The organism is Streptomyces sp. YIM S03343 (assembly GCF_054729195.1).
The window spans coordinates 6,757,327-6,778,033 of the sequence record NZ_JBPUKX010000001.1 but is presented as its reverse complement, the minus strand read 5'-3'; the positions used below and the strand labels follow the sequence as shown (position 1 = coordinate 6,778,033).

The 20,707-nt window shown below is 69.7% G+C and carries 15 protein-coding genes and 1 pseudogene; 7 read left to right on the top strand and 9 right to left on the bottom strand.

Annotated elements, in window-relative coordinates:
* Nucleotides 1-64: 64 nt before the first annotated feature.
* From ACSYGN_RS29980 to ACSYGN_RS29965, 4 genes are all read right to left on the bottom strand, one after another.
* Complete coding sequence (locus ACSYGN_RS29980; protein WP_460401062.1) at nt 65-1,750, bottom strand: glycoside hydrolase family 13 protein; 1,686 nt, start codon at nt 1,748-1,750, stop codon at nt 65-67.
* A 381-nt stretch (nt 1,751-2,131) separates the two neighbouring features.
* On the bottom strand, nt 2,132-3,040 hold the full coding sequence (locus ACSYGN_RS29975) for a sugar ABC transporter permease (RefSeq protein WP_460401060.1): 909 nt from the start codon (nt 3,038-3,040) through the stop codon (nt 2,132-2,134).
* Nucleotides 3,041-3,052: 12 nt separating this feature from the next.
* Nucleotides 3,053-4,057, bottom strand: a complete 1,005-nt coding sequence (locus ACSYGN_RS29970; protein WP_460401058.1) for a carbohydrate ABC transporter permease — start codon at nt 4,055-4,057, stop codon at nt 3,053-3,055.
* 194 nt (nt 4,058-4,251) lie between these two features.
* The gene (locus tag ACSYGN_RS29965; protein ID WP_460401057.1) at nt 4,252-5,523 is read right to left on the bottom strand and encodes an extracellular solute-binding protein; all 1,272 of its coding nucleotides are present in this window, start codon (nt 5,521-5,523) and stop codon (nt 4,252-4,254) included.
* Between the two features lie 427 nt (nt 5,524-5,950).
* On the opposite strand from ACSYGN_RS29965, the gene ACSYGN_RS29960 reads away from it, so the two are divergent.
* Entirely contained in the window at nt 5,951-6,976 is a 1,026-nt protein-coding gene (locus ACSYGN_RS29960; protein ID WP_460401055.1) for a LacI family DNA-binding transcriptional regulator, read from the top strand.
* Nucleotides 6,977-7,203: 227 nt separating this feature from the next.
* Complete coding sequence (locus tag ACSYGN_RS29955) at nt 7,204-8,097, top strand: phosphatase PAP2 family protein (protein WP_460401053.1); 894 nt, start codon at nt 7,204-7,206, stop codon at nt 8,095-8,097.
* A gap of 194 nt (nt 8,098-8,291) precedes the next feature.
* Here the strand turns inward: ACSYGN_RS29955 and ACSYGN_RS29950 are convergent, their stop codons facing one another.
* Nucleotides 8,292-11,285 carry a bifunctional [glutamine synthetase] adenylyltransferase/[glutamine synthetase]-adenylyl-L-tyrosine phosphorylase gene (locus ACSYGN_RS29950; RefSeq protein WP_460401051.1) on the bottom strand — a complete coding sequence of 998 codons (2,994 nt, stop codon included), beginning with the start codon at nt 11,283-11,285 and terminating at the stop codon, nt 8,292-8,294.
* A 276-nt stretch (nt 11,286-11,561) separates the two neighbouring features.
* On the opposite strand from ACSYGN_RS29950, the gene ACSYGN_RS29945 reads away from it, so the two are divergent.
* A complete protein-coding gene (locus tag ACSYGN_RS29945; protein ID WP_460401049.1) occupies nt 11,562-12,482 on the top strand; it encodes an alkaline phosphatase family protein in 921 nt (306 codons plus the stop codon).
* Nucleotides 12,483-12,560: 78 nt separating this feature from the next.
* On the opposite strand, the pseudogene ACSYGN_RS29940 reads toward ACSYGN_RS29945, so the two are convergent.
* The 3 genes and pseudogenes from ACSYGN_RS29940 to ACSYGN_RS29930 all read right to left on the bottom strand — a co-directional run.
* Nucleotides 12,561-12,644: pseudogene (locus ACSYGN_RS29940) on the bottom strand (VapC toxin family PIN domain ribonuclease); the annotation flags it as partial.
* On the bottom strand, nt 12,637-13,125 hold the full coding sequence (locus tag ACSYGN_RS29935) for a hypothetical protein (RefSeq protein WP_460401047.1): 489 nt from the start codon (nt 13,123-13,125) through the stop codon (nt 12,637-12,639). The gene ACSYGN_RS29935 and the pseudogene ACSYGN_RS29940, both read right to left, overlap by 8 nt.
* 76 nt (nt 13,126-13,201) lie before the next feature.
* Nucleotides 13,202-14,563 (bottom strand): glutamine synthetase family protein, encoded by a 1,362-nt coding sequence (locus ACSYGN_RS29930; RefSeq protein ID WP_460401045.1) that lies wholly within the window; start codon nt 14,561-14,563, stop codon nt 13,202-13,204.
* A 369-nt stretch (nt 14,564-14,932) separates the two neighbouring features.
* Between ACSYGN_RS29930 and ACSYGN_RS29925 the strand changes: the two genes are divergently transcribed.
* Nucleotides 14,933-16,120, top strand: coding sequence for a globin domain-containing protein (locus ACSYGN_RS29925; protein ID WP_460401043.1), 1,188 nt, complete (start codon nt 14,933-14,935; stop codon nt 16,118-16,120).
* A gap of 37 nt (nt 16,121-16,157) precedes the next feature.
* On the opposite strand, the gene ACSYGN_RS29920 is transcribed toward ACSYGN_RS29925, so the two are convergent.
* Nucleotides 16,158-16,604 carry an RrF2 family transcriptional regulator gene (locus tag ACSYGN_RS29920; RefSeq protein WP_460401041.1) on the bottom strand — a complete coding sequence of 149 codons (447 nt, stop codon included), beginning with the start codon at nt 16,602-16,604 and terminating at the stop codon, nt 16,158-16,160.
* A 304-nt stretch (nt 16,605-16,908) separates the two neighbouring features.
* Between ACSYGN_RS29920 and ACSYGN_RS29915 the strand changes: the two genes are divergently transcribed.
* The 3 genes from ACSYGN_RS29915 (at nt 16,909) to ACSYGN_RS29905 (ending at nt 20,421) form a co-directional block, all read left to right on the top strand.
* Complete coding sequence (locus tag ACSYGN_RS29915; RefSeq protein WP_460401039.1) at nt 16,909-17,595, top strand: DUF3105 domain-containing protein; 687 nt, start codon at nt 16,909-16,911, stop codon at nt 17,593-17,595.
* Nucleotides 17,592-18,230 carry a DUF305 domain-containing protein gene (locus tag ACSYGN_RS29910; protein WP_460401037.1) on the top strand — a complete coding sequence of 213 codons (639 nt, stop codon included), beginning with the start codon at nt 17,592-17,594 and terminating at the stop codon, nt 18,228-18,230. Before ACSYGN_RS29915 ends, ACSYGN_RS29910 begins: the two co-directional genes overlap by 4 nt.
* A 241-nt stretch (nt 18,231-18,471) precedes the next feature.
* Nucleotides 18,472-20,421 (top strand): S53 family peptidase, encoded by a 1,950-nt coding sequence (locus ACSYGN_RS29905; protein ID WP_460401035.1) that lies wholly within the window; start codon nt 18,472-18,474, stop codon nt 20,419-20,421.
* Nucleotides 20,422-20,707: the final 286 nt, after the last annotated feature.

Genomic DNA, 20,707 nt, shown 5'->3' with positions numbered 1-20,707 from the left:
GCCGGTATGTAATTGTTGAAACAACTTGCAACGGCAGGCAGTTCGGGCCCTGAGGGCCGGTTTGTCAGACCGCCGTCCACCACACGGTCGTGTCGGCCGGCACCTTCGTCTCGCCGTCCGGGGTCTCGGCGATCTCGCCGCTGGACAGCAGGACCCGGCCGTACGACGGGGTGGTCACCGACTCGCCGCCGGTGTTGGCCACGCACACGAACTCGCCGCGCCGGAAGGCGAGGACGCCCTCCGGGGCCTTGAGCCACTCGACGCTGTCGCCGGCGCCGAGGTCCGGGTGGGCGCGGCGTTCGGCGAAGGCGGTGCGGTAGAGCTCCAGGGTTGAGCCGGGGGTGCCGGTCTGGGCCTCGATGCTCAGCGCGGCCCAGCTCTCCGGCTGCGGGAGCCAGCTGCCGCCGGTGCCGAAGCCGTACGAACTGCCCTCGCGGGTCCATGGGATGGGCACCCGGCAGCCGTCGCGGAAGCCGTCCTGGCCCGCGCCGCGGAAGTACGCGGGGTCCTGGCGGACCTCGTCGGCCAGGTCGACGACGTCGGGCAGGCCCAGTTCCTCGCCCTGGTAGACGTAGGCGGAGCCGGGCAGGGCCAGCATGAGGAGGGTGGCGGCGCGGGCCCGGCGCAGGCCGAGGGCGCGGTCACCGGCGGTGCGGATCTGGGTGCCGAGCCCGGGCGGGTTGGCGAAGCGGGTGGCGTGGCGGGTGACGTCGTGGTTGGAGAGCACCCAGGTGGCGGGGGCGCCTACGGGGCGCATGGCCTCCAGGGTGCGGTCGACGACGACGCGCAGCTCGTCCGCGTCCCAGGCGGTGCTCAGATACTGGAAGTTGAACGCCTGGTGGAGTTCGTCGGGGCGGACGTAGTTCGCGGTGCGCTCGATGGTGGGGGTCCATGCCTCGGCGACGAAGATGCGTTCTCCGCTGTACTCGTCGAGGATGAGGCGCCACTGCCGGTAGATGGCGTGGACGCCGTCCTGGTCGAAGAACGGCATGACATCGTTGCCCAGCAGCTTCACCTGGTCGTGGCTGCCCAGGTCGGGCAGACCCGCGGCCTTGACGAGGCCGTGGGCGACGTCGATACGGAAGCCGTCGACGCCCATGTCGAGCCAGAAGCGCAGGATGGAGCGGAACTCGTCGCCTACGGCGGGGTGTTCCCAGTTGAAGTCGGGCTGCTCGGGGGCGAAGAGGTGGAGGTACCACTCCCCCGGGGTGCCGTCGGGTTCGGTGATGCGGGTCCAGGCGGGGCCGCCGAAGATGGACTCCCAGTCGTTGGGCGGGAGTTCGCCCTTTGCGCCCTTGCCGGGGCGGAAGTGGTAGCGGTCGCGCAGCGGGGATCCGGGGCCTTCGGCGAGCGCCCGCTTGAACCATTCGTGCTGGTCCGAGGAGTGGTTGGGGACGAGGTCGACGATGACGCGCAGGCCCAGCAGACGGGCGTCGTGAATCAGCGCGTCGGCGTCGAGGAGGCTGCCGAACATGGGGTCCACGGCGCGGTAGTCGGCCACGTCGTAGCCGGCGTCGGCCTGCGGCGAGGCGTAGAAGGGGCTGAGCCACACGGCGTCCACGCCGAGGTCGCGCAGATAGGGGAGTCTGGAGCGCACGCCTTCCAGGTCGCCCATGCCGTCGCCGTTGCTGTCGGCGAAGCTGCGCGGATAGACCTGGTAGATCACCGCGTCCCGCCACCAGTCGCGGCGCTTGGCGACGGTGACGACGGCGGACTGCGGTGCCGGGGCGGCAGTTTGCTGCTGGCTCATGGCTTCCTTGATGCATAACTCGGTTCGGGTCATATGGGCTTGCGTACGGCTGCGGGTGTACGGCCTGGGGCGCCGGGTTTCCCGGACGGCGCCGGGAGCACCGGGTTCCCGGTCGGCGCCGAGGCACCGGGTCCTCCGGCGGCGCGGGAGCCTGTGATCGCCGGGATCACTGTGCTCGCCGCAATCGCCGTGATCGCCGTGGTCTCCGGGATCGCCGGGATCGTACGGCGGTGGCCGCGCGGCGCGGGCGCTGCGCGAGGGTGTGCGAGGCGGCCGCGGTGCCAGCGGGGTTGTGGTGGTCCCCCGGTCAGTACAACCGGGGGAGCACCGCGGCCGCCACCCGCGCGGGGAGGCGCGCGGGAGCCCTTCGGGGCAGGGGATTCACCCCTTTGTGCCACCTGCGGTCAGGCCGGTCACCAGGTTCTTCTGCACGAGGTAGAAGAACGCGGAGACGGGTATGGAGACGAGCACGGCCGTGGCGGCCATGAGGTTGCGCTGCGCGTCGTGCTCGCTGACGAAGCTCTGGAGGCCGACGGCGAAGGTGTACTTGGTGTCGTCCAGCATGAAGGTGGACGCGAAGGCGACCTCACCGAAGGCGGTGATGAAGTTGTAGAAGGCGGCGACGGCGAGGCCGGGCTTGGCGAGCGGCATGATCAGCCGCACGAAGGTGCCGAAGGGGCTGAGGCCGTCGACGCGTCCCGCCTCGTCGATCTCGAAGGGGATCGTGTCGAAGTAGCCCTTGAGCAGCCAGGCGCTGTAGGGGACGGCCGTCGAGCAGTAGACGAGGATGAGGCCGAGGTAGGTGTCGATGAGCTTCAGGTCCGAGAGGATCTGGTACATCGGCACGATCAGCACGGCGATCGGGAACATCTGGGTGACCAGCAGGACCCACATGAGCTTCTTGTAGCCGGGGAAGCGCATCCGGGAGACGGCGTAGCCGGTGGTGGCGGCGACCATCACTCCGATGAGGGTGGTGCCCAGGGAGACGATCAGCGAGCTCTTCAGCCAGTCGAAGAAGTTCGTGTGCTGGAGGACGAAGCTGTAGTTGTCGAACGTCATCTTCTTCCAGATGCCGCCCGGGTGGAGATAGTCGTCCTTGTCCGGTCCGAGGGACAGGAAGATCAGCCAGGCGATCGGGAAGACCGCGATCAGGGCCGCGACGGTGAGGATGCCGTGGGAGGCCAGGGAGCCGAGGAGTCCGCGCTCGCCGCGCCCGCGGCCCTTGCGGGAGGCGCCGGTGGGGGCCGGCTCGGCCTCGGCGGTGTCGGTCTTGACGACGGTGGTGGTCATGGGAGTCCTGCCTCAGATCGCGAGCTGCTGCTCGTTGCGGTTCAGCCAGCGCCGGTAGAAGGAGGTGAAGACGATCAGGATGGCCAGCAGGAGGATGCCGTAGGCGGCGGACTGCGCGAAGTCACGCGGCTGCTGTCCGAAGCCGAGGTAGTAGGCCCAGGTGACCAGGATCTGTGCGTCGGGTGCGGTGGTGCCGAAGAGCAGGAAGATGACGGCGAACTGGTTGAACGTCCAGATGATGCCGAGCAGGACCACCGTCGAGCTGACGGACCTCAGGCCGGGCAGGGTGACATAGCGGAACCGCTGCCAGGCGTTGGCGCCGTCCATCTCGGCCGCCTCGTAGAGGGTGGAGTCGATGGACTGGAGGCCGCCGAGCAGGGAGACCATCATGAACGGCACACCGCACCAGGTGTTGACCATGATGGCGGCGAACCGCTGCCAGAAGGTGTCCTCCAGCCACAGCGGCGCCGGCAGATGCAGCGCGTCGAGGGCGGAGTTGATGATGCCGCCGTCGGCGAGCATGAAGCGCCAGCCGAACACGGTGACGAAGGTGGGCACGGCCCAGGGGAGGATGAGGACCAGCCGGTAGAAGGTGCGGCCGCGCAGCTTCTGGTTGAGCAGCAGGGCGAGGCCGAGGCCGAGGGAGTAGTGCAGGGCGACGCAGACGGCCGTCCAGACGATCGTCCAGATGAAATGGGACCAGAAGCGGTCGTAGGACGTCGGGCCGAACAGGATGTCCTTGTAGTTGTCGAGACCGATGAACTTGTAGGTCGCGTCGATGTGGTTGACGCCGATGGTGCGGGCCGTGTTGAGGCTGTTGGCGTCGGTGAGGGTCAGATAGAGGCCGTAGATCAAGGGGTAGATCACGAGGACGCCGAGGACGACCGCCACCGGGGTGATCATCGCGTAGGCGTACCAGTGCTTCTGGTAACCCTGCTTGAGGCGCCGGCCCAGCCCGGGGCGAGGCGCGCTGTCACCGCGGCGCTTGCCGGTCGCGCGGTCGATGGCGACTGTCATGGTTCGACAACCTTCTCGGAGCTCTGGGGTGATGGGAAGGGGCTGGGCAGGAGCCGGGCAGAGGCCGGGCAGGGGCCGGGCAGTTGCCACGCCGGTGGCCGCCGGATCTCTCCCCCCCTTGTACGGAGATCCGGCGGCCGTGCCGAGCTGGCGGGCGGGAGCCGTTCGGGGCTTCCCGCCGTGGCCGCCCGGGCTTACTTGCTGAAGTCCGGGACCAGCTTCTGGATGGCCAGTTCGACGTTGCTCAGACCCTTGTCCAGGGACTCCTTGCCGCCGGCGATCTTCGGCAGCTCGGTGTCGAGCGGACCCCACAGGGAGCTGTACTCGGGCAGGGCCGGGCGGGGCTGGGCGGCGGAGAGCACGCCCTGGTAGCCGGCGATACCCGGGTCGGCCTTGACCTCGGTGGTGTAGGCGTCGTCGCGGGTGGGCAGGGTGGAGTTCTTCAGGGCGATGGTCGACTGGGACTTCGCGGACGTCATGAAGTTGACGAACTTCAGCGCGGCGGCCTGGTGGGCCTTGTCGGAGCCGGCGTAGACCGAGAGATTGTGGCCGCCGGTCGGGGCGCCCGCCTTGCCGGTGGAGCCGGCCGGGACGGTGGCGATGCCGAGGTTGCTCTTGTCGCTGAACGCGGAGCCCTTGTAGAAGTTGGTGATCTCCCACGGGCCCTGGATGATCGCGGCGACCTTGCCGTTGACGAACGCGTCCTGGATGTGGGCGTAGGCGTCGGCGGTGGTGTCGGCCTTGTGCAGGCCCTTGCCGGAGAAGGTGCTGAGCCAGGCGCCGTAGGCCTTCTTGGCGGCGTCGGAGTTCACGGTGATCTTCTTGGCGGAGGCGTCGACGGTGTCGCTGCCCTCGCCGTAGAGGAAGCACTGGGCGTAGTAGGCCTGGGTGGAGCCCCAGTAGCCGTCGGCGCCGGTCTTGGCCTTGATCTTGGCGGCGTCGCTCTTCAGCTCGTCCCAGGTCTTGGGGGCCTCGGTGATGCCGGCCTTCGTGAACAGGGCCTTGTTGTAGACCAGGGCGAGGGTGTCGGTGACGAAAGGCACGCCGTAGGTCTTGCCCTCGTACTGCGCCTGGGTGATCAGGTTGGACTTGAACTGGGACTGGTCCTTGAGGGCCTCGGTGCCGTCGAGCGGGAGGAAGTAGCCCTTCTTGGCGAAGGCCGGGGTCCAGCCGACCTCGGAGCGCAGCAGGTCCGGGGCGCCCTGGGAGCCGGCGGCCGTGTCGAACTTGTTCTGCGCCTGGTCGAAGGGCACGTTGACGTACTTGACCTTGATGTTCTTGTTGGCGGCCTCGAAGTCCTTGACGAGGGCCTTGTACGTCGGTGCCTCATTGGTGGCGTTGGAGGTGTCCCACCAGGTGATGGTCACCGGACCGTCGGCCTTGCCGCTGTCGTCACTTCCGCCGCATGCCGTCGCCGCGAGGGCGAGGGACACCACAACCGCGCTGGCCGCTATGCCACGCCGCATGATCTCTCCTTGAGGGTGAAAGCCCGTGTAACTGCAGGAGGCAGCCCCGTCCGCCGCTCCTGCCGACTTGCCGACTGCGCCGTTGCGGCCGCCGGGCGAGGTGAACGTAACAGCGATGTAAGCGGCGCGAAAGGTCTTGCAGCAAGAAAGTGCAAGAAAACGCGAGAGTTACCCCGCCGTGACCTGCGCCAGACCCCCGCGTGACCGGAATTCCGCGCTGTCCGGCGGTCCGTGGGACACTTGTGCAAGACTCTGCAAGCTCTTGCTACACGTTTCAGGCACCGGGATCATCCCCTTGCGAGGCGTACTCCGACCGGAAGGACCAGGGAGCGCGATGACGCAGCAACCCTCAGCAGGCCGTTCGCGCGGGCGCGCACGGCGCCCGGTCGGTGGGCAGGGTGAGACCCGGCCGGTACAGTCCACACCTGTGACCACCCGGCTTGCGGACATCGCCGCGCAGGCGGGGGTGAGCGAGGCGACCGTCAGCCGTGTCCTCAACGGCAAACCGGGCGTCGCCGCCACCACCCGCCAGTCCGTGCTGGCCGCGCTCGACGTGCTCGGCTACGAGCGTCCGGTACGGCTGCGGCAGCGCAGCGAGGGCCTGGTCGGTCTGATCACCCCGGAGCTGGAGAACCCGATATTCCCCGCCCTCGCGCAGGTGATCGGGCAGGCGCTGACCCGCCAGGGCTACACCCCGGTGCTGGCCACCCAGACCCCGGGCGGCTCCACCGAGGACGAGCTGACCGAGATGCTGGTCGACCGCGGGGTCGCCGGCATCATCTACGTCTCCGGGCTGCACGCCGACACCACCGCCGACATGCAGCGCTACGAGCGGCTGCGGGCGCAGGGCGTGCCGTTCGTCCTGGTGGACGGCTTCTCACCGAAGGTGCAGGCACCGTTCATCTCCCCCGACGACCGGGCGGCGATGACGCTTGCGGTGACCCATCTGGTGTCGCTGGGCCACACCCAGATCGGGCTGGCGCTCGGACCGAAGCGGTTCGTGCCGGTGCAGCGCAAGATCGACGGCTTCGTGCGGGCCGTGCAGGACCAGTTGGGCCTGGCCCCGGACGACATCGAGTCGCGGCTGGTGCAGCACTCGCTGTACACCCTGGAGGGCGGTCAGGCCGCCGCCACCGCGCTCATCGAGCGGGGCTGCACGGCGGTGGTGTGCGCGAGCGACATGATGGCGCTGGGCGCGATACGCGCGGCCCGGCAGCGGGGTCTCGACGTGCCGCGGGACGTCTCGGTGGTCGGCTTCGACGACTCCCCGCTGATCGCCTTCACCGACCCGCCCCTGACGACGATCCGCAAGCCGGTCCCGGCGATGGGGCAGGCCGCGGTGCGTACGCTCCTGGAGGAGATCGGCGGTACGCCCGCACCGCACAGCGAGTTCGTGTTCATGCCGGAACTGGTGGTACGGGGCTCGACGGCATCGGCGCCGAGAGGCGCGTGAGCGTTTCCTCGGCGTCGAGAGGCGCGTGAGCACTTCTTGGGCGCCGGGAGACGCGTGAGCACGTCCGGGACGGTCCGAAACGGTCCGGGACGGTCCCCGAACCGCCCGGATCGTCCTCAGGGCGGAGGAAGGACCCCCGGCGCCCTCCCTGTGCCGTAGAACGTGCAACCGGAACCCGACCAGGGGATGATCGGGGGAAGAGGGCTTTTCTGGCAGACTTTATGTCCATGGGGAAAACGACCGTGACGCCGAAGGAAGGCCGTGACGAGGCCGTTCCGCAGACCAGCACGGCCACATCGGAACCCGTACCGGCGCCCTCCCCGGAACCCTCGTTCTTCTCCCGGTCGTTCTCCCGGTCGTTCTCCCGGCTGCGCACCCCGCGCCGTCCCCGGCTGTGGTTCGAGATACTGCTGATCGGGGTCAGCTACTGGACGTACTCCCTCGTACGCAACGCGGTGCCCGAGCAGCGCACCGAGGCACTGCGCAACGCGGACTGGCTCTGGCGGCTGGAGCACCATATGGGCCTGGCCGTGGAGCAGTCGGTCAATCACACCGTGAACTCGGTGAGCTGGCTGATCGTCGGGATGAACTACTACTACGCGACGCTGCACTTCGTGGTCACGCTGGGTGTCCTGACGTGGCTGTACCGCAGTCATCCGGGCCGTTACGCGGCGATCCGCACGGTGCTGTTCGCGACGACGGGTGTGGCCCTGGTCGGCTACTACCTGTATCCGCTGGCCCCGCCCCGCCTGATGAGGGGCACCCATTTCATCGACACGGTGATGGTCCACCAGACCTGGGGCTCGATGGCCTCCGGCGATCTGAAACATGTGTCGAACCAGTACGCCGCGATGCCCTCGATGCACATCGGCTGGTCCCTGTGGTGCGGCCTGACGATCTTCGCCCTGGCCAAACTCCCCTGGGTCCGCATCCTGGGCCTGCTCTACCCCGCGGCAACCCTGGTCGTCATCGTCGCCACGGCCAACCACTTCTGGCTGGACGCGGTGGGCGGAGTCCTGTGCCTGACCTTCGGCTTCACGGTGACCCGCCTGTGGTACGGGGTCCCACCGTACGCACTGCCGAGGCGAATCCCGGCCCAGCTCATGCCGGATACGGCGTAGGTCATTTTCCGGCCGCCTGTCAGATTGGAGCAGAGCAACGCCCCCCAGGGGCGCGGGGAACTGCGCGAGAAACCACGACGCCGCCGCACCGAACGAGGTACACAAACCACCCAAAGGGGCGCGGGTCTGTATCGATATGCGGCTCCGCCGCGGGGCGCGACCAGCCACGACGGCGCCGCACCCGGAAACAAGCCCTACGCCGAGTAGAACCGTTCCTCCACCACCGCCCGAGCCCGCCGCGCCGTACGGCGATACGCATCCAGCATGTCCCCCACATGCCCCACCTCGTACCCCAGATACCGCCCGACGGCCGTCAGCTCACGACTGTCACTGGGAAACGTGTCCCCCGCGCGCCCCCGCACCAGCATCACCGCGTTCCGCACCCGAGTGGCCAGCACCCACGCCTCATCCAGCACCCCCGCATCCTCCCCGGACAACAGCCCCGCCGCACACGCAGCGGCCAGCGCCTCCCGGGTCCGGGTGGTCCGCAGCCCCGGCTCCACCCACCCGTGCCGCAGCTGGAGCAACTGCACCGTCCACTCGACGTCGGACAGCCCGCCCGGCCCGAGCTTGGTGTGCAGCTTGGGGTCGGCCCCGCGGGGCAGCCGCTCGGACTCCATACGGGCCTTGAGCCGCCGGATCTCCCGCACCGCGTCGTCGCCGAGCCCCTCGGCCGGATAGCGCAGCGGATCGATCAGCTCGACGAAGCGCCGCCCGAGGTCCTCGTCCCCGGCGACAAACTCGGCGCGCAGCAGGGCCTGCGACTCCCACACCAGCGACCACCGGCGGTAGTACGCCTCGTACGAGTTCAGCGTCCTGACCAGTGGCCCTGACTTGCCCTCGGGGCGCAGGTCGGCGTCGATGAGCAGGGCCGGGTCGGCACTGGGCACCTGGAGCAGACGGCGCATCTCGGCGACGACCTTGCTGGCGGCCTCGGCGGCCTCCCGCTCGTCCACGCCGTCGCGGGGCTCGTGCACGAAGACGACGTCGGCGTCGGAGCCGTAGCCCAGTTCGTGCCCGCCGAAGCGGCCCATGCCGATGACGGCGAAGCGGGTGGGGAGGGTGTCGCCCCAGCCGTCCTGGACGACGGCGCGCAGGGTGCCGGCGAGGGTGGCGGCCGTGAGGTCGGAGACGGCGGCGCCGACGCGGTCGACCAGGGCGCCCTGGTCGGGTTCGGCGGGCTTGGTCTCGGTGCCGTAGGAGTCGACTATGTCGCCGGCGGCCGTACGGATCAGTTCGCGGCGGCGGACACCGCGCGCGGCGGTGACGGCCTGCTCAACACTCTCGGCGCGGCCCACGGCGGCGACGATCTCCTGCTCCAGCTGGGCGCGCCCGCGCGGTTCGAGGCCGCCGCCGTCTCCGTCGCCGAGGAGGGCGACCGCCTCGGGGGCGCGCATGAGGAGGTCGGGGACGAGGCGTCCGGCGGACAGCACGCGGGCGAGATTCTCGGCGGCGGCGCCCTCGTCGCGCAGCAGTCGCAGATACCAAGGGGTCTTGCCGAGGGCGTCGGAGACCTTGCGGAAGTTGAGGAGTCCGGCGTCGGGGTCGGCGGAGTCGGCGAACCAGCCGAGCAGGACGGGGAGCAGGGTGCGCTGGATGGCGGCCCTGCGGGTGACGCCGGAGGCGAGCGCCTCGATGTGACGCAGTGCGGCGGCGGGGTCGGCGTAGCCGAGGGCGACGAGGCGGGCGCGGGCGGCCTCGGGGCTGAGGCGGGCCTCGCCGGGGGCGAGCTGGGCGACGGCGTCGAGGAGGGGGCGGTAGAACAGCTTCTCGTGCAGCCGTCGTACGGCGGCGCTGTGCCGGCGCCATTCGCGGTGGAGCTCGGCGATGGGGTCGGTGCGCAGGCCGAGGGAGCGGCCGAGGCGGCGCAGATCGGCCTCCTCCTCGGGGACGAGGTGGGTGCGGCGCAGCCGGTAGAGCTGGATGCGGTGCTCCATGGAGCGCAGGAAGCGGTACGCGTCGTCGAGCTGGACGGCGTCGACGCGGCCGACGTAGCCGCCGACGGCGAGGGCCTGGAGGGCGTCGAGGGTGGTGCCGCTGCGCAGGGTGGCGTCGGCGCGGCCGTGCACGAGCTGGAGGAGCTGGACGGCGAACTCCACGTCGCGCAGCCCGCCGGGCCCGAGTTTCAGCTCGCGGTCCACTTCGGCGGCGGGGATGTTCTCGACGACCCGGCGGCGCATCTTCTGCACGTCGGGGACGAAGTTCTCGCGTTCGGCGGCCTGCCAGACGAGGGGGCCGACGGCGGTGACGTACTCCTCGCCGAGTTCGAGGTCTCCGGCGACCGGGCGGGCCTTGAGGAGGGCCTGGAACTCCCAGGTCTTGGCCCAGCGCTGGTAGTAGGCGAGATGGCTGGCGAGGGTGCGCACCAGCGGCCCGTTGCGTCCCTCGGGGCGCAGATTGGCGTCGACCGGCCAGATGGACCCCTCGACGGTGGTCTCGGAGCAGATCCGCATCATATGGGCGGCGAGCCGGGTGGCCGCGCGTATCGCCTTGCCCTCGTCGGCGCCTTCGACGGCTTCGGCGACGAAGATGACGTCGACATCGGAGACGTAGTTGAGTTCGTGGCCGCCGCATTTGCCCATGGCGATCACCGCGAGCCGGCACAGTGCGCTGTCGGGGGCGTCGGCGCGGGCGATGGCGAGGGCGGCGCGCAGGGTGGCGGTGGCGAGGTCGGCGAGTTCGGCGGCGGACTGGGCGACGTCGGTGGTGCCGCACACGTCACGGGCGGCGATGGACAGCAGGCAGCGGCGGTAGGCGACGCGCAAGGAGACGGGGTCGCGGGCCTCGGCGAGCCCGCGTTCGAACTCCTCGACGCCCGGGTGGAGATCGTGCGGCTCGTAGGTGACGAGGGCCCGCCAGTCGCCGGAGTGCCGGGTGAGGTGGTCGGCAAGGGCGGTGGAGGCGCCGAGCACACCGAGCAGCCGGTCGCGCAGCGGTTTGGCCGCGATGAGGGTGTCGAGCAGTTCGTGCCGGTCGGTGGGTCCGGGCTGGGCCTCCAGCAGCCGTACGAGACCGTGCAGGGCGAGATCGGGATCGGCGGTGGCGGCGAGCGCCTCCAGCAGGATGGGATCGTTGCGGACGGGTGTGAGCTCGGGGCTGTCGAGCAGCCGCTCGGCGGCGGACGGATCGGTGAAACCGTGCCGCAGCAGCCGGGTGAAAACACTGCTTCTGCGCCCCGGCGCCGTCATCCCGGCCTCCTGTCCGCCGCGTGCGGTCGCCCGCCCGGTCCAGCCGCATCGAGCTCGATCGAGCCGGATCAACGATTGGTACGGCCCTGAGCCTAACCGCAGACGGCTACGGAAGCCCTGGGCGGGCGGGGCGAGTAGCGTTCATCAGGTCTTCATCCCACGGGCCGGACACCGTGAGCGAGCCCCGAGCAGACTGGCGTGCGCACGCTGCACACTCTGCGCACCGCACACCGCACTACCACGCACCCTCCCCCGCATCCCCCACCGGAGGTCGATGTGTCCGGCAACGCACCACAGCACTCTGGTTCCACGTCCGAGTCCACGCCCACGCCCCGCCGCCGTGGACGCACAGCACTGGCATCTGCCCTGGCGCTGACGGCGGCAGCGGCCGCTGCCCTCGTAGGGACCGGCCCCGCGCGGGCGGCGTCCGCCGTACCGGCACCGGACCACGTGGTGGTCGTGGTCTTCGAGAACCACGGCTACAGCCAGGTGATCGGCTCGTCGAACGCGCCGTACATCAACTCGCTGAAGTCGGGCGGTGCCAACCTCGGTCAGGCGCACGCCGAGACCCACCCGAGCCAGCCGAACTACTACGCGATGTTCTCGGGCTCGACGCAGGGCATCACGAACGACAGCTGTGTCACCCCGGGCTTCTCGTCGGCCGCGAACCTCGCCTCGGAGGTGCTCGCCGCCGGGCGGACGTGGGCCAGCTACAACGAGTCGCTGCCCAGCCAGGGCTCGACTGTGTGCACCAGCGGCAAGTACGCGCAGAAGCACAACCCGTGGTTCGGCTTCAGCAACGTACCCACGTCCTCGGCCAAGACCTTCGCGCAGTTCCCCACGGACTACTCGACGCTGCCGCAGATGTCGTACGTCGTCCCGAACCTGTGCAGCGACATGCACGACTGCTCGGTGGCGACGGGCGACACCTGGCTGAAGAACAACCTGGGCGCCTACGCCACGTGGGCCCGCACCCACAACAGCCTCCTGGTCATCACCTTCGACGAGGACAACGGCACCACGGACAACCGCATCCCGACGGTCCTCTACGGCCAGCAGGTGACCCCGGGCTCCTCCACCTCGTCGAGCTACAACCACTACGACCTCCTGCGCACCCTGGAAGACACCCAGAACCTCACCACCCACGCAGGATCCGCCGCCTCGGCGAACGACATCACAGGCGTCTGGACCTCCTGACCCGCCCCGGGCCGGCCGGAGAGGACAAACCCCCGCCCCGGCCGGCCCGGACACACCACCCGTGCCCCGGTCCCCCGGTCAGAGGTCGTCGGGGAGGATCCGGAAGTGGGTGTGCCTGCCGTGCAGCGGCCTGACGGCCCGGAAATCACGGAGGTCAGAGGTCCTGGACCACCGCATCCTCGTCCTGGGCGGCCGCACGGGCCAGCTCGGCGGGACGAAGCAGCCGACCCTCCACTGCCAGCCGGTACGCGAACCGCCGGACGATGCGGTCAGGATCGGTGAAGAGAACACCGAGCTGCCCGCGGGACGCCCGGCGCAGCACCCGACCGAGCACATCAATGCCGAAGCCACCTCTGCCACGGCGGCCGACACGGAGGATGAGCGGTGCGAGGCCCGGGGCGGAGTCCGCATCCAGGGCCTCGCGCAGCAACTGCCGGGCACACTCGCGCACCGGGTCGGCCCAGTCGGCGCAGCGGATCACGATCAACGGCAGCAGACCGGGGTGACGGACCGACCGGCGCACCGCCTCCTGACGGATCCGCCCGTCGCGGTGACACAGGGCGAGTGCGAGCTGGGACTCGCCGACCTGGCTCAGGTCGGCGGGCAGCGGGGCGGAACGCTCCCACTCCGCCAGAAACTGCATGCCATGCTGGGGCCGACGGTACGCGACCGTCGGCCCCAGGCGTCGAACTGGTGGGAAATCCCCCTCTGACCTGCCCCTACAGCACCGGCAGGTTCTTCCGCAGCTCGAATGCCGTCACCTCAGACCGGTATTCCTCCCACTCCTGCCGCTTGTTGCGGAGGAAGAAATCGAAGACGTGTTCGCCGAGGGTTTCGGCCACGAGGTCGCTGCGTTCCATGAGGGTCAGCGCCTCGCCGAGGTTCTGGGGGAGGGGTTCGATGCCCATGGCGCGGCGTTCGGCGTCGGAGAGGGCCCAGACGTCGTCCTCGGCGCCCGGGGGGAGTTCGTAGCTCTCCTCGATGCCCTTGAGGCCGGCGGCAAGGAGGGCGGCGTAGGCGAGGTACGGGTTGGCGCCCGAGTCCAGGGAACGGACCTCGACGCGCGCGGAGCCGGTCTTGCCGGGCTTGTACATCGGGACGCGGACCAGGGCCGAGCGGTTGTTGTGGCCCCAGCAGATGTACGACGGGGCCTCGCCGCCCGCGCCCGCCGTGCGGGCCGCGCCGCCCCAGATGCGCTTGTAGGAGTTGACCCACTGGTTGGTGACCGCGGCGATCTCCGCCGCGTGCCGCAGCAGGCCCGCGATGAAGGAACGGCCGACCTTGGAGAGCTGGTACTCCGAGCCGGACTCGTAGAACACATTGCGGTCGCCCTCGAAGAGGGAGAGGTGGGTGTGCATGCCCGAGCCGGGGTGCTCGGAGAACGGCTTCGGCATGAACGTCGCCTGCACGCCCTGCTCCAGTGCGACCTGCTTCATGACCTGCCGGAAGGTCATGATGTTGTCGGCGGTGGAGAGCGCATCCGCGTACCGCAGGTCGATCTCCTGCTGGCCGGGGGCGCCCTCGTGGTGGGAGAACTCCACCGAGATGCCCATCGACTCCAGCATGGTGATCGCCGTGCGGCGGAAGTCCATGCCGACGCTCGTCGGGGTGTGATCGAAGTAACCCGAATTGTCGGCCGGGGTGGGGCGGGAGCCGTCCAGCGGGCGGTCCTTGAGGAGGAAGAACTCGATCTCGGGGTGCGTGTAGAAGGTGAAGCCGAGGTCGGAGGCGCGGGCCAGGGCGCGCTTGAGGACGTAGCGCGGGTCCGCGAAGGACGGTGAGCCGTCCGGCATGAGGATGTCGCAGAACATCCGGGCGGTGCCCGGAGTCTCCGCGCGCCACGGCAGCACCTGGAAGGTCGACGGGTCCGGCTTGGCGATCATGTCGGACTCGTAGACCCGGGCGAAGCCCTCGATCGCCGAGCCGTCGAAGCCGATGCCCTCGTCGAAGGCTCCCTCCAGCTCGGCGGGGGCCACGGCGACCGACTTCAGAAAGCCCAGCACGTCCGTGAACCACAGGCGTACGAACCGGATGTCGCGCTCCTCCAACGTCCGGAGCACGAACTCCTGCTGCTTGTCCATCTTCCGCTTCCCCATCCTTGCTGGTCAGGCCGCCTTTCTCCGGGAGCCGGCGCAGGCGGTCGGGCACCTGAGCATCCCACCACAACAGCATTTCACGCGCGTTGCCGACCTTGATCGTGCGGCGGTACCCGGCCTGAACGGCTCGTGTCCCTCGGGTGTACTGCTCCACCGTCCCTCGGGTGTACGGCTTCATGTCCCTCGGGTGTGGTGCTCCACGTCCCTCAGGTGTAGTGCTCCACCGCCCATCTTGCCTGCTCGCACCGACATTCGTAACGGCCGCGTCGTAACGCCCACCCCGCCTTAATTTGAATCTCAGATACCAGTTTTAATGGAGACCGCCATCGAACCCACGAGTTCCGAGGAGCTCCCATGCTGTCCGAGCAGTCCGCCGCCACCGTCCGCGCCACCCTCCCCGTGGTCGGTGCGGCCATCGGCGACATCACCTCCCGCTTCTACCCGAAGATGTTCGCCGCCCGCCCGGAACTGCTCCGTGATCTGTTCAACCGCGGCAACCAGGCCGCCGGCACCCAGAAGCAGGCCCTCGCGGGCTCGATCGCGGCGTTCGCCACGTACCTCGTGGAACACCCGGAGCGGCGCCCCGACGCGGTACTCAGCCGAATAGCCCACAAACACGCGTCCCTGGGCATCACCGCCGACCAGTACCCGATCGTCCACGAACACCTGTTCGCCGCGATCGTCGAGGTGCTCGGCGAGGCCGTCACCCCCGAGGTCGCGGCCGCCTGGGACGAGGTCTACTGGCTGATGGCCAACGCCCTCATCGCCGCCGAGCAGCGCCTCTACGACGAGCGCGGCGGCGCCTCCTGGCGCCGGTGGGAGGTCGTCGAGCGCATCGCCGAGACCGTCGACGTCACCACCTTCCGGCTGCGCCCGGTCGACGGCGGCGAGGTGGCCCCGTTCCGCGCCGGGCAGTACGTCAGCGTCCGCGTCGCCCTGCCGGACGGCGCCCGCCAGATCCGCCAGTACAGCCTCACCGGCGCCCCCTCCGCCGTCGAGCGGCAGATCAGCGTCAAGCGGGTGAGCGGCGAGGACGGCGCGCCGGAGGGCGAGGTCTCCAACCACCTCCACGCGCACATGATCGAGGGCAGTGTCCTGGAGCTGTCCGAGGCCTACGGCGACCTCGTCCTGGAGAACGCGGCCGACACCCCGCTGCTGCTGGCCTCCGCCGGTATCGGCGTCACCCCGGTGATCGCGATGCTGGCCCAGCTCTCCGAGACCGGCCACCGCGCCCCGGTCACCGTGGTGCACGGCGACCGCTCCCCCGCCCGCCACGCGCTGCGCGCCGAGCACGAGGCATACACCGGCAAGCTGCACGACGCGGCGGCGCACTTCTGGTACGAGCAGGACGCCCCCGCGGGCACCGGCACCGGTCTGGTCGACCTCGCCGAGGTCGAGGTGGCGCCGGGCACCCGCGCCTACCTGTGCGGTCCGCTGCCCTTCATGCGCTCGGTGCGCACCCAGCTCATCGGGAAGGGCGTCGCCCCGGCCGACATCCACTACGAGGTGTTCGGTCCCGACCTGTGGCTCGCCCAGGACTGATCAGCCCGCCTGATCAGGACTTGATCAGCCCGGCTGATCAGCCCGCCTGAGGAGCGGCCCGCGAGATCCCCAGCAGCAGCGGGCCCGTCGGTGTGGTGACCATGTCGGCGACGGTGACCGGGTCCAGCGAGGAGAAGAACGCCTCCTGGGCCCGGCGCAGCGCACCGCGCAGCCGGCAGTCGGAGTGCAGCGGGCAAGGGGTCTCGCCCTCGCACTCCACAACCTCGCCCTCGCCCTCGAAGGCGCGCACCACCCGGCCGACCGACGCGGTAAGGCCCCGCTCGGAGAGCGACAGCCCGCCGCCCCGCCCGCGGCGGGCGTCCACCAGGCCCATGTGCTGGAGTTCGGCCACCACCTTCGCGGTGTGCGTGTAGGGAACACCCATGTCGGACGCGACGTCGCGCGTCGTGGGGTTGGTCCGGGTCGTCACGGCAAGCCTCATCAGGACCCGTAGGGCCAGGTCGGTGGAGCGCAGGAGCCGCATGGCCGAAGAGTAGGTAATACGCATCCCCGGTTCAACATTTCTGACCGGTCATGAGTCCTTCCCGATCGGGCCGAAGGTCCCTTCCGACCGGGTTCGTGGACAATCGTGACTGTCCGGTGACTGTCCGGTGGCGGGTCCGGTGACTGTCCGGCCCGGGCCCGCGGACCTCGGCCCGGACCCCCGAACCTGTCGGGAACGTATCGATCCGGCCGTTCCCCGCCCCGCCCCCTCTCGCGTCCCACCCTCCCCATTACGATCGGCGGACCCTGCCATCCCCACCCTTTCCCGCAGAAGGACGCTTCCCATGGGTTCCGCGAAGAAGAAGAGCAGTAATACCGAGCGCAAGGCGCGCATAGAGGAGATGCGGCGCGCGGAGGCCGCCCGCGAGCGCCGCAACCGGATCCTGACCATCGGCGCCAGCGTCGCCGTCGTCACCGCCCTGGTGGTGGGCGGTGTCGTCCTGGTCCGCTCGCAGTCGGACAACTCCGGCAAGAGCAGCAGCACGAGCAGCGCCAAGGGCTCGGCCGGGGACTCGGGCCACTTCACCACCGGCAAGGACGGCGTGCAGGTCTGGTCGGGGAAGCTGTCGCGCACCCATGTCACCACCACCGTGAACTACCCGATGCACCCGCCGGTCGGCGGCAACCACAACCCGGTGTGGCTGAACTGCAACGGCAACGTCTACACCTCACCGGTGAAGGACGTGAACGCCGTGCACTCCCTGGAGCACGGCGCGGTCTGGGTGACGTACAACAGCAAGGCAGTCAAGTCGGACATCGCCGCGCTCGCGGCGAAGGTGAAGCAGACGCCGTACACACTGATGAGCCCGTACCCGAGCCAGTCCGGCACGATCATGCTGTCGGCCTGGGGGCATCAGCTGACCGTCAAGAGCGCGAGCGACCCGGCGGTGAACAAGTTCTTCAGCAGCTATGTGCAGGGTTCGCAGACCCCTGAGCCGGGCGCGTCGTGCACCGGCGGGACGATGAAGTGAGGCGGCGGCACATCGGCTGGATCACGGGGGCCGCGGCGGCGGTCCTGGTCGCGGCCGGTGCGGCCACGTATGCGCTCGCCGAGGGCGGCTCCTCCGCACCGGCCACCCTGAAGGTCCCGTCGGCCGGCTCGGCGGACGCGGGCTTCGCGCGGGACATGGCGGTGCACCATCAGCAGGCCGTCGAGATGTCGTACATCGTGCGCGACCGCACGGACGACGAGGAGGTACGGCGGCTCGCCTACGACATCTCGCAGACCCAGGCCAACCAACGCGGCATGCTGCTGGGCTGGCTGGATCTGTGGGGGCTGCCGAAGGTGTCCGCGGATCCGCCGATGACCTGGATGGGCATGGGCGACATGGCCTCCGGCAAAGACGGCGCGCTGATGCCGGGCATGGCGACCGACACCGAACTGGCGAAGCTCCAGAAGCTCAGCGGCAAGCAGGCCGAGATCCTCTATCTCCAGCTCATGACGGACCATCACAAGGGCGGTGTCCACATGGCCGAGGGCTGTGCCGCCCGGTGCACGGTGGGCGTGGAGAAGCGGCTGGCGCAGGGCATGGTGGCGGCGCAGCAGTCGGAGATCCGGCTGATGGCGGACATGCTGAAGGAGCGGGGGGCGAAACCTCGTTCGTAGGCCGCCTTTTCGAATGAGAGGCCGCGATCCTCGTGTGGAGGGGGCTGAAATCCCCTCACATCACCCTTCCTGACGGTTCCTTGGGTTTCTCTTGGCCTGTCCATTCCCCTGGCATGAACGGTTCATCGAAAGAGTGGCGTTCATCGTGTGATCCATTCCCGGACGTGTTCGGCTCCGGGGATACCGCCGCGGATCGACGACGACCGACACCCATGCGACGAACCGCATAGCAGGGGGTTCTATGAGATCCAATCGCGCCAAGGTACGCGCCGGGGTGAGCATGGCAGCGGCACTGCCCATGCTCGCCGGGGCGCTGGCGCTCGGCACTCCCGCGGCCAACGCCGCGGACAACCCGGGCCGTGACACGCTCGCGGGCACCAAGCCCGCGTGGGCCACGGCCAAGACGGACAAGGGCGCCACATCGAACGGCGCCCAAGTGTCCGCGCGGGTCTACCTCGCCGGCAGGGACGCGGCCGGACTCGCCGCCTACGCCAAGGCCGTGTCCGACCCGTCCTCGCGCTCGTACGGCAGGTATCTGAGCGCCCAGCAGGCACAGGCGCGCTACGGCGCGACCGCGGCCCAGCTGGCCGCGGTGAAGTCGTGGCTGACGTCGGCGGGCCTGGAGGTCACGTCCGTCACGCAGCACTACGTCGCCGTCACCGGCGATGTGTCCGCCGCCGAGAAGGCGTTCGGCACACAGCTGCACAACTACGCCAAGGGTTCCAAGACCTACCGTGCGCCGCAGCACACGGCCTCGGCCCCGGAGTCCCTGAACGGCGCCGTCCTGACCGTCACCGGCCTGGACAACGCGCCGCACAAGGCGAGCCACGACGACCAACTGCCTCCGCCTGACTCGGTGTTCAAGAACTCCGGGCCGTTCTCCTCGTACTACGGCTCGAACATCGCGACCACCCTGCCGGACGCGTACGGCACCAAGATCCCGTACGCCGTCCAGGGCTACACGGGCAAGCAGCTGCGGGCCGCGTACGGCGCCGGCAGCCGCACGGGCAAGGGCGTCCGCGTGGCCATCACCGACGCGTTCGCCTCGCCGACGATCGCCTACGACGCGGCGACCTACGCGAAGAAGCACGGCGACGCCGCCTACAGCACCGGGCAGCTGCGCCAGGTGCTGCCGAAGAAGTACACCAAGACCGTGGAGTGCGGGGCTGCGGGCTGGTACGGCGAGGAGACCCTCGACGTCGAGGCCGTGCACGCCGTCGCGCCGGGCGCGAACATCACCTACGTGGGTGCCGCGTCCTGCTACGACGACGACCTGCTCGACTCGCTCAGCAAGGTCGTCGACAACCACCTGGCCGACATCGTCTCCAACTCCTGGGGCGACATCGAGGCGAACCAGACGCCCGACCTCGCGGCCGCCTACGACCAGGTGTTCCAGTTCGGCGCGGTCGAGGGCATCGGCTTCTACTTCTCCTCCGGTGACAACGGCGACGAGGTCGCCAACACCGGGACGAAGCAGGTCGACACCCCGGCCAACTCGGCCTGGGTGACGGCGGTCGGCGGCACCTCGCTGGCGGTCGGCAAGAACGACACGTACCTGTGGGAGACCGGCTGGGGCACCGAGAAGGCCGTGCTGTCGACCGACGGCACGAGCTGGACGGGCTTCCCCGGCGCGTTCACCTCCGGTGCGGGCGGCGGGACCAGTGCGACGGTGTCCGAGCCGGCGTACCAGAAGGGTGTCGTCCCGGACGCGCTCGCCAAGGCGAACAACGCCTCCGGCAACCGTGTGGTCCCGGACATCTCGGCGATCGCCGACCCGAACACCGGCTTCAAGGTCGGCCAGACGCAGACCTTCCCGGACGGGTCGGAGCAATACAGCGAGTACCGCATCGGCGGCACGTCGCTGGCGGCGCCGGTCATCGCGGCGGTCCAGGCGCTCGCCCAGGAGGCGCGTGGCGGCAAGGCGATCGGGTTCGCGAACCCGGCGATCTACGCCAAGTACGGGTCGAAGGCGTACCACGACGTGACCGACACGCCCACGGGCAAGGAGCTCGCCGTGGCACGGGTCGACTTCGTGAACGGCTTCGACGCGACGGGTGGGCTGAGCACATCGGTCCGCAGCCTCGGCAAGGACAGCTCGCTGTCGGCGGTCAAGGGGTACGACACCGTGACCGGCGTCGGCACGCCTGCCTCCGGCTACGTGGAGTCGTACCGGACGTCTCGCCGGCACTGACACCATCGGCTGCCACCGGCGCCCGCTCCCCGGCCGTGGCCGGGGAGCGGGCGCCGGCTTTTGCCGAGGGGGCGCTGTTTCGCCGTGGGCGGGCGCGGGTCCGTCCTGGCTGCTCGCGCCCGCGCGGCGGAGCCGCATATCGATACAGCCCCGCGCCCCGAGGGGGTTGCAGCTCGGGTCGGCTGCATAGCTTGCCCCCTCCTCCGAGCCGCTGACAGTCGGAGGTGTCTCGTAAGACCTCGGTAAAATATTTCCGATACGAGACGGTCTCGTATCGGAACTGCCC

Excerpts from the sequence above, each read along its gene's own strand:
- ACSYGN_RS29955 (WP_460401053.1), top strand. The coding sequence starts at position 7,204 with ATGGGGAAAACGACCGTGACGCCGAAGGAAGGCCGTGACGAGGCCGTT.
- ACSYGN_RS29935 (WP_460401047.1), bottom strand. The coding sequence starts at position 13,125 with ATGCAGTTTCTGGCGGAGTGGGAGCGTTCCGCCCCGCTGCCCGCCGAC.
- ACSYGN_RS29930 (WP_460401045.1), bottom strand. The coding sequence starts at position 14,563 with ATGGACAAGCAGCAGGAGTTCGTGCTCCGGACGTTGGAGGAGCGCGAC.
- ACSYGN_RS29965 (WP_460401057.1), bottom strand. The coding sequence starts at position 5,523 with ATGCGGCGTGGCATAGCGGCCAGCGCGGTTGTGGTGTCCCTCGCCCTC.
- ACSYGN_RS29925 (WP_460401043.1), top strand. The coding sequence starts at position 14,933 with ATGCTGTCCGAGCAGTCCGCCGCCACCGTCCGCGCCACCCTCCCCGTG.
- ACSYGN_RS29915 (WP_460401039.1), top strand. The coding sequence starts at position 16,909 with ATGGGTTCCGCGAAGAAGAAGAGCAGTAATACCGAGCGCAAGGCGCGC.
- ACSYGN_RS29975 (WP_460401060.1), bottom strand. The coding sequence starts at position 3,040 with ATGACCACCACCGTCGTCAAGACCGACACCGCCGAGGCCGAGCCGGCC.
- ACSYGN_RS29950 (WP_460401051.1), bottom strand. The coding sequence starts at position 11,285 with ATGACGGCGCCGGGGCGCAGAAGCAGTGTTTTCACCCGGCTGCTGCGG.
- ACSYGN_RS29920 (WP_460401041.1), bottom strand. The coding sequence starts at position 16,604 with ATGCGGCTCCTGCGCTCCACCGACCTGGCCCTACGGGTCCTGATGAGG.
- ACSYGN_RS29980 (WP_460401062.1), bottom strand. The coding sequence starts at position 1,750 with ATGAGCCAGCAGCAAACTGCCGCCCCGGCACCGCAGTCCGCCGTCGTC.
- ACSYGN_RS29905 (WP_460401035.1), top strand. The coding sequence starts at position 18,472 with ATGAGATCCAATCGCGCCAAGGTACGCGCCGGGGTGAGCATGGCAGCG.
- ACSYGN_RS29970 (WP_460401058.1), bottom strand. The coding sequence starts at position 4,057 with ATGACAGTCGCCATCGACCGCGCGACCGGCAAGCGCCGCGGTGACAGC.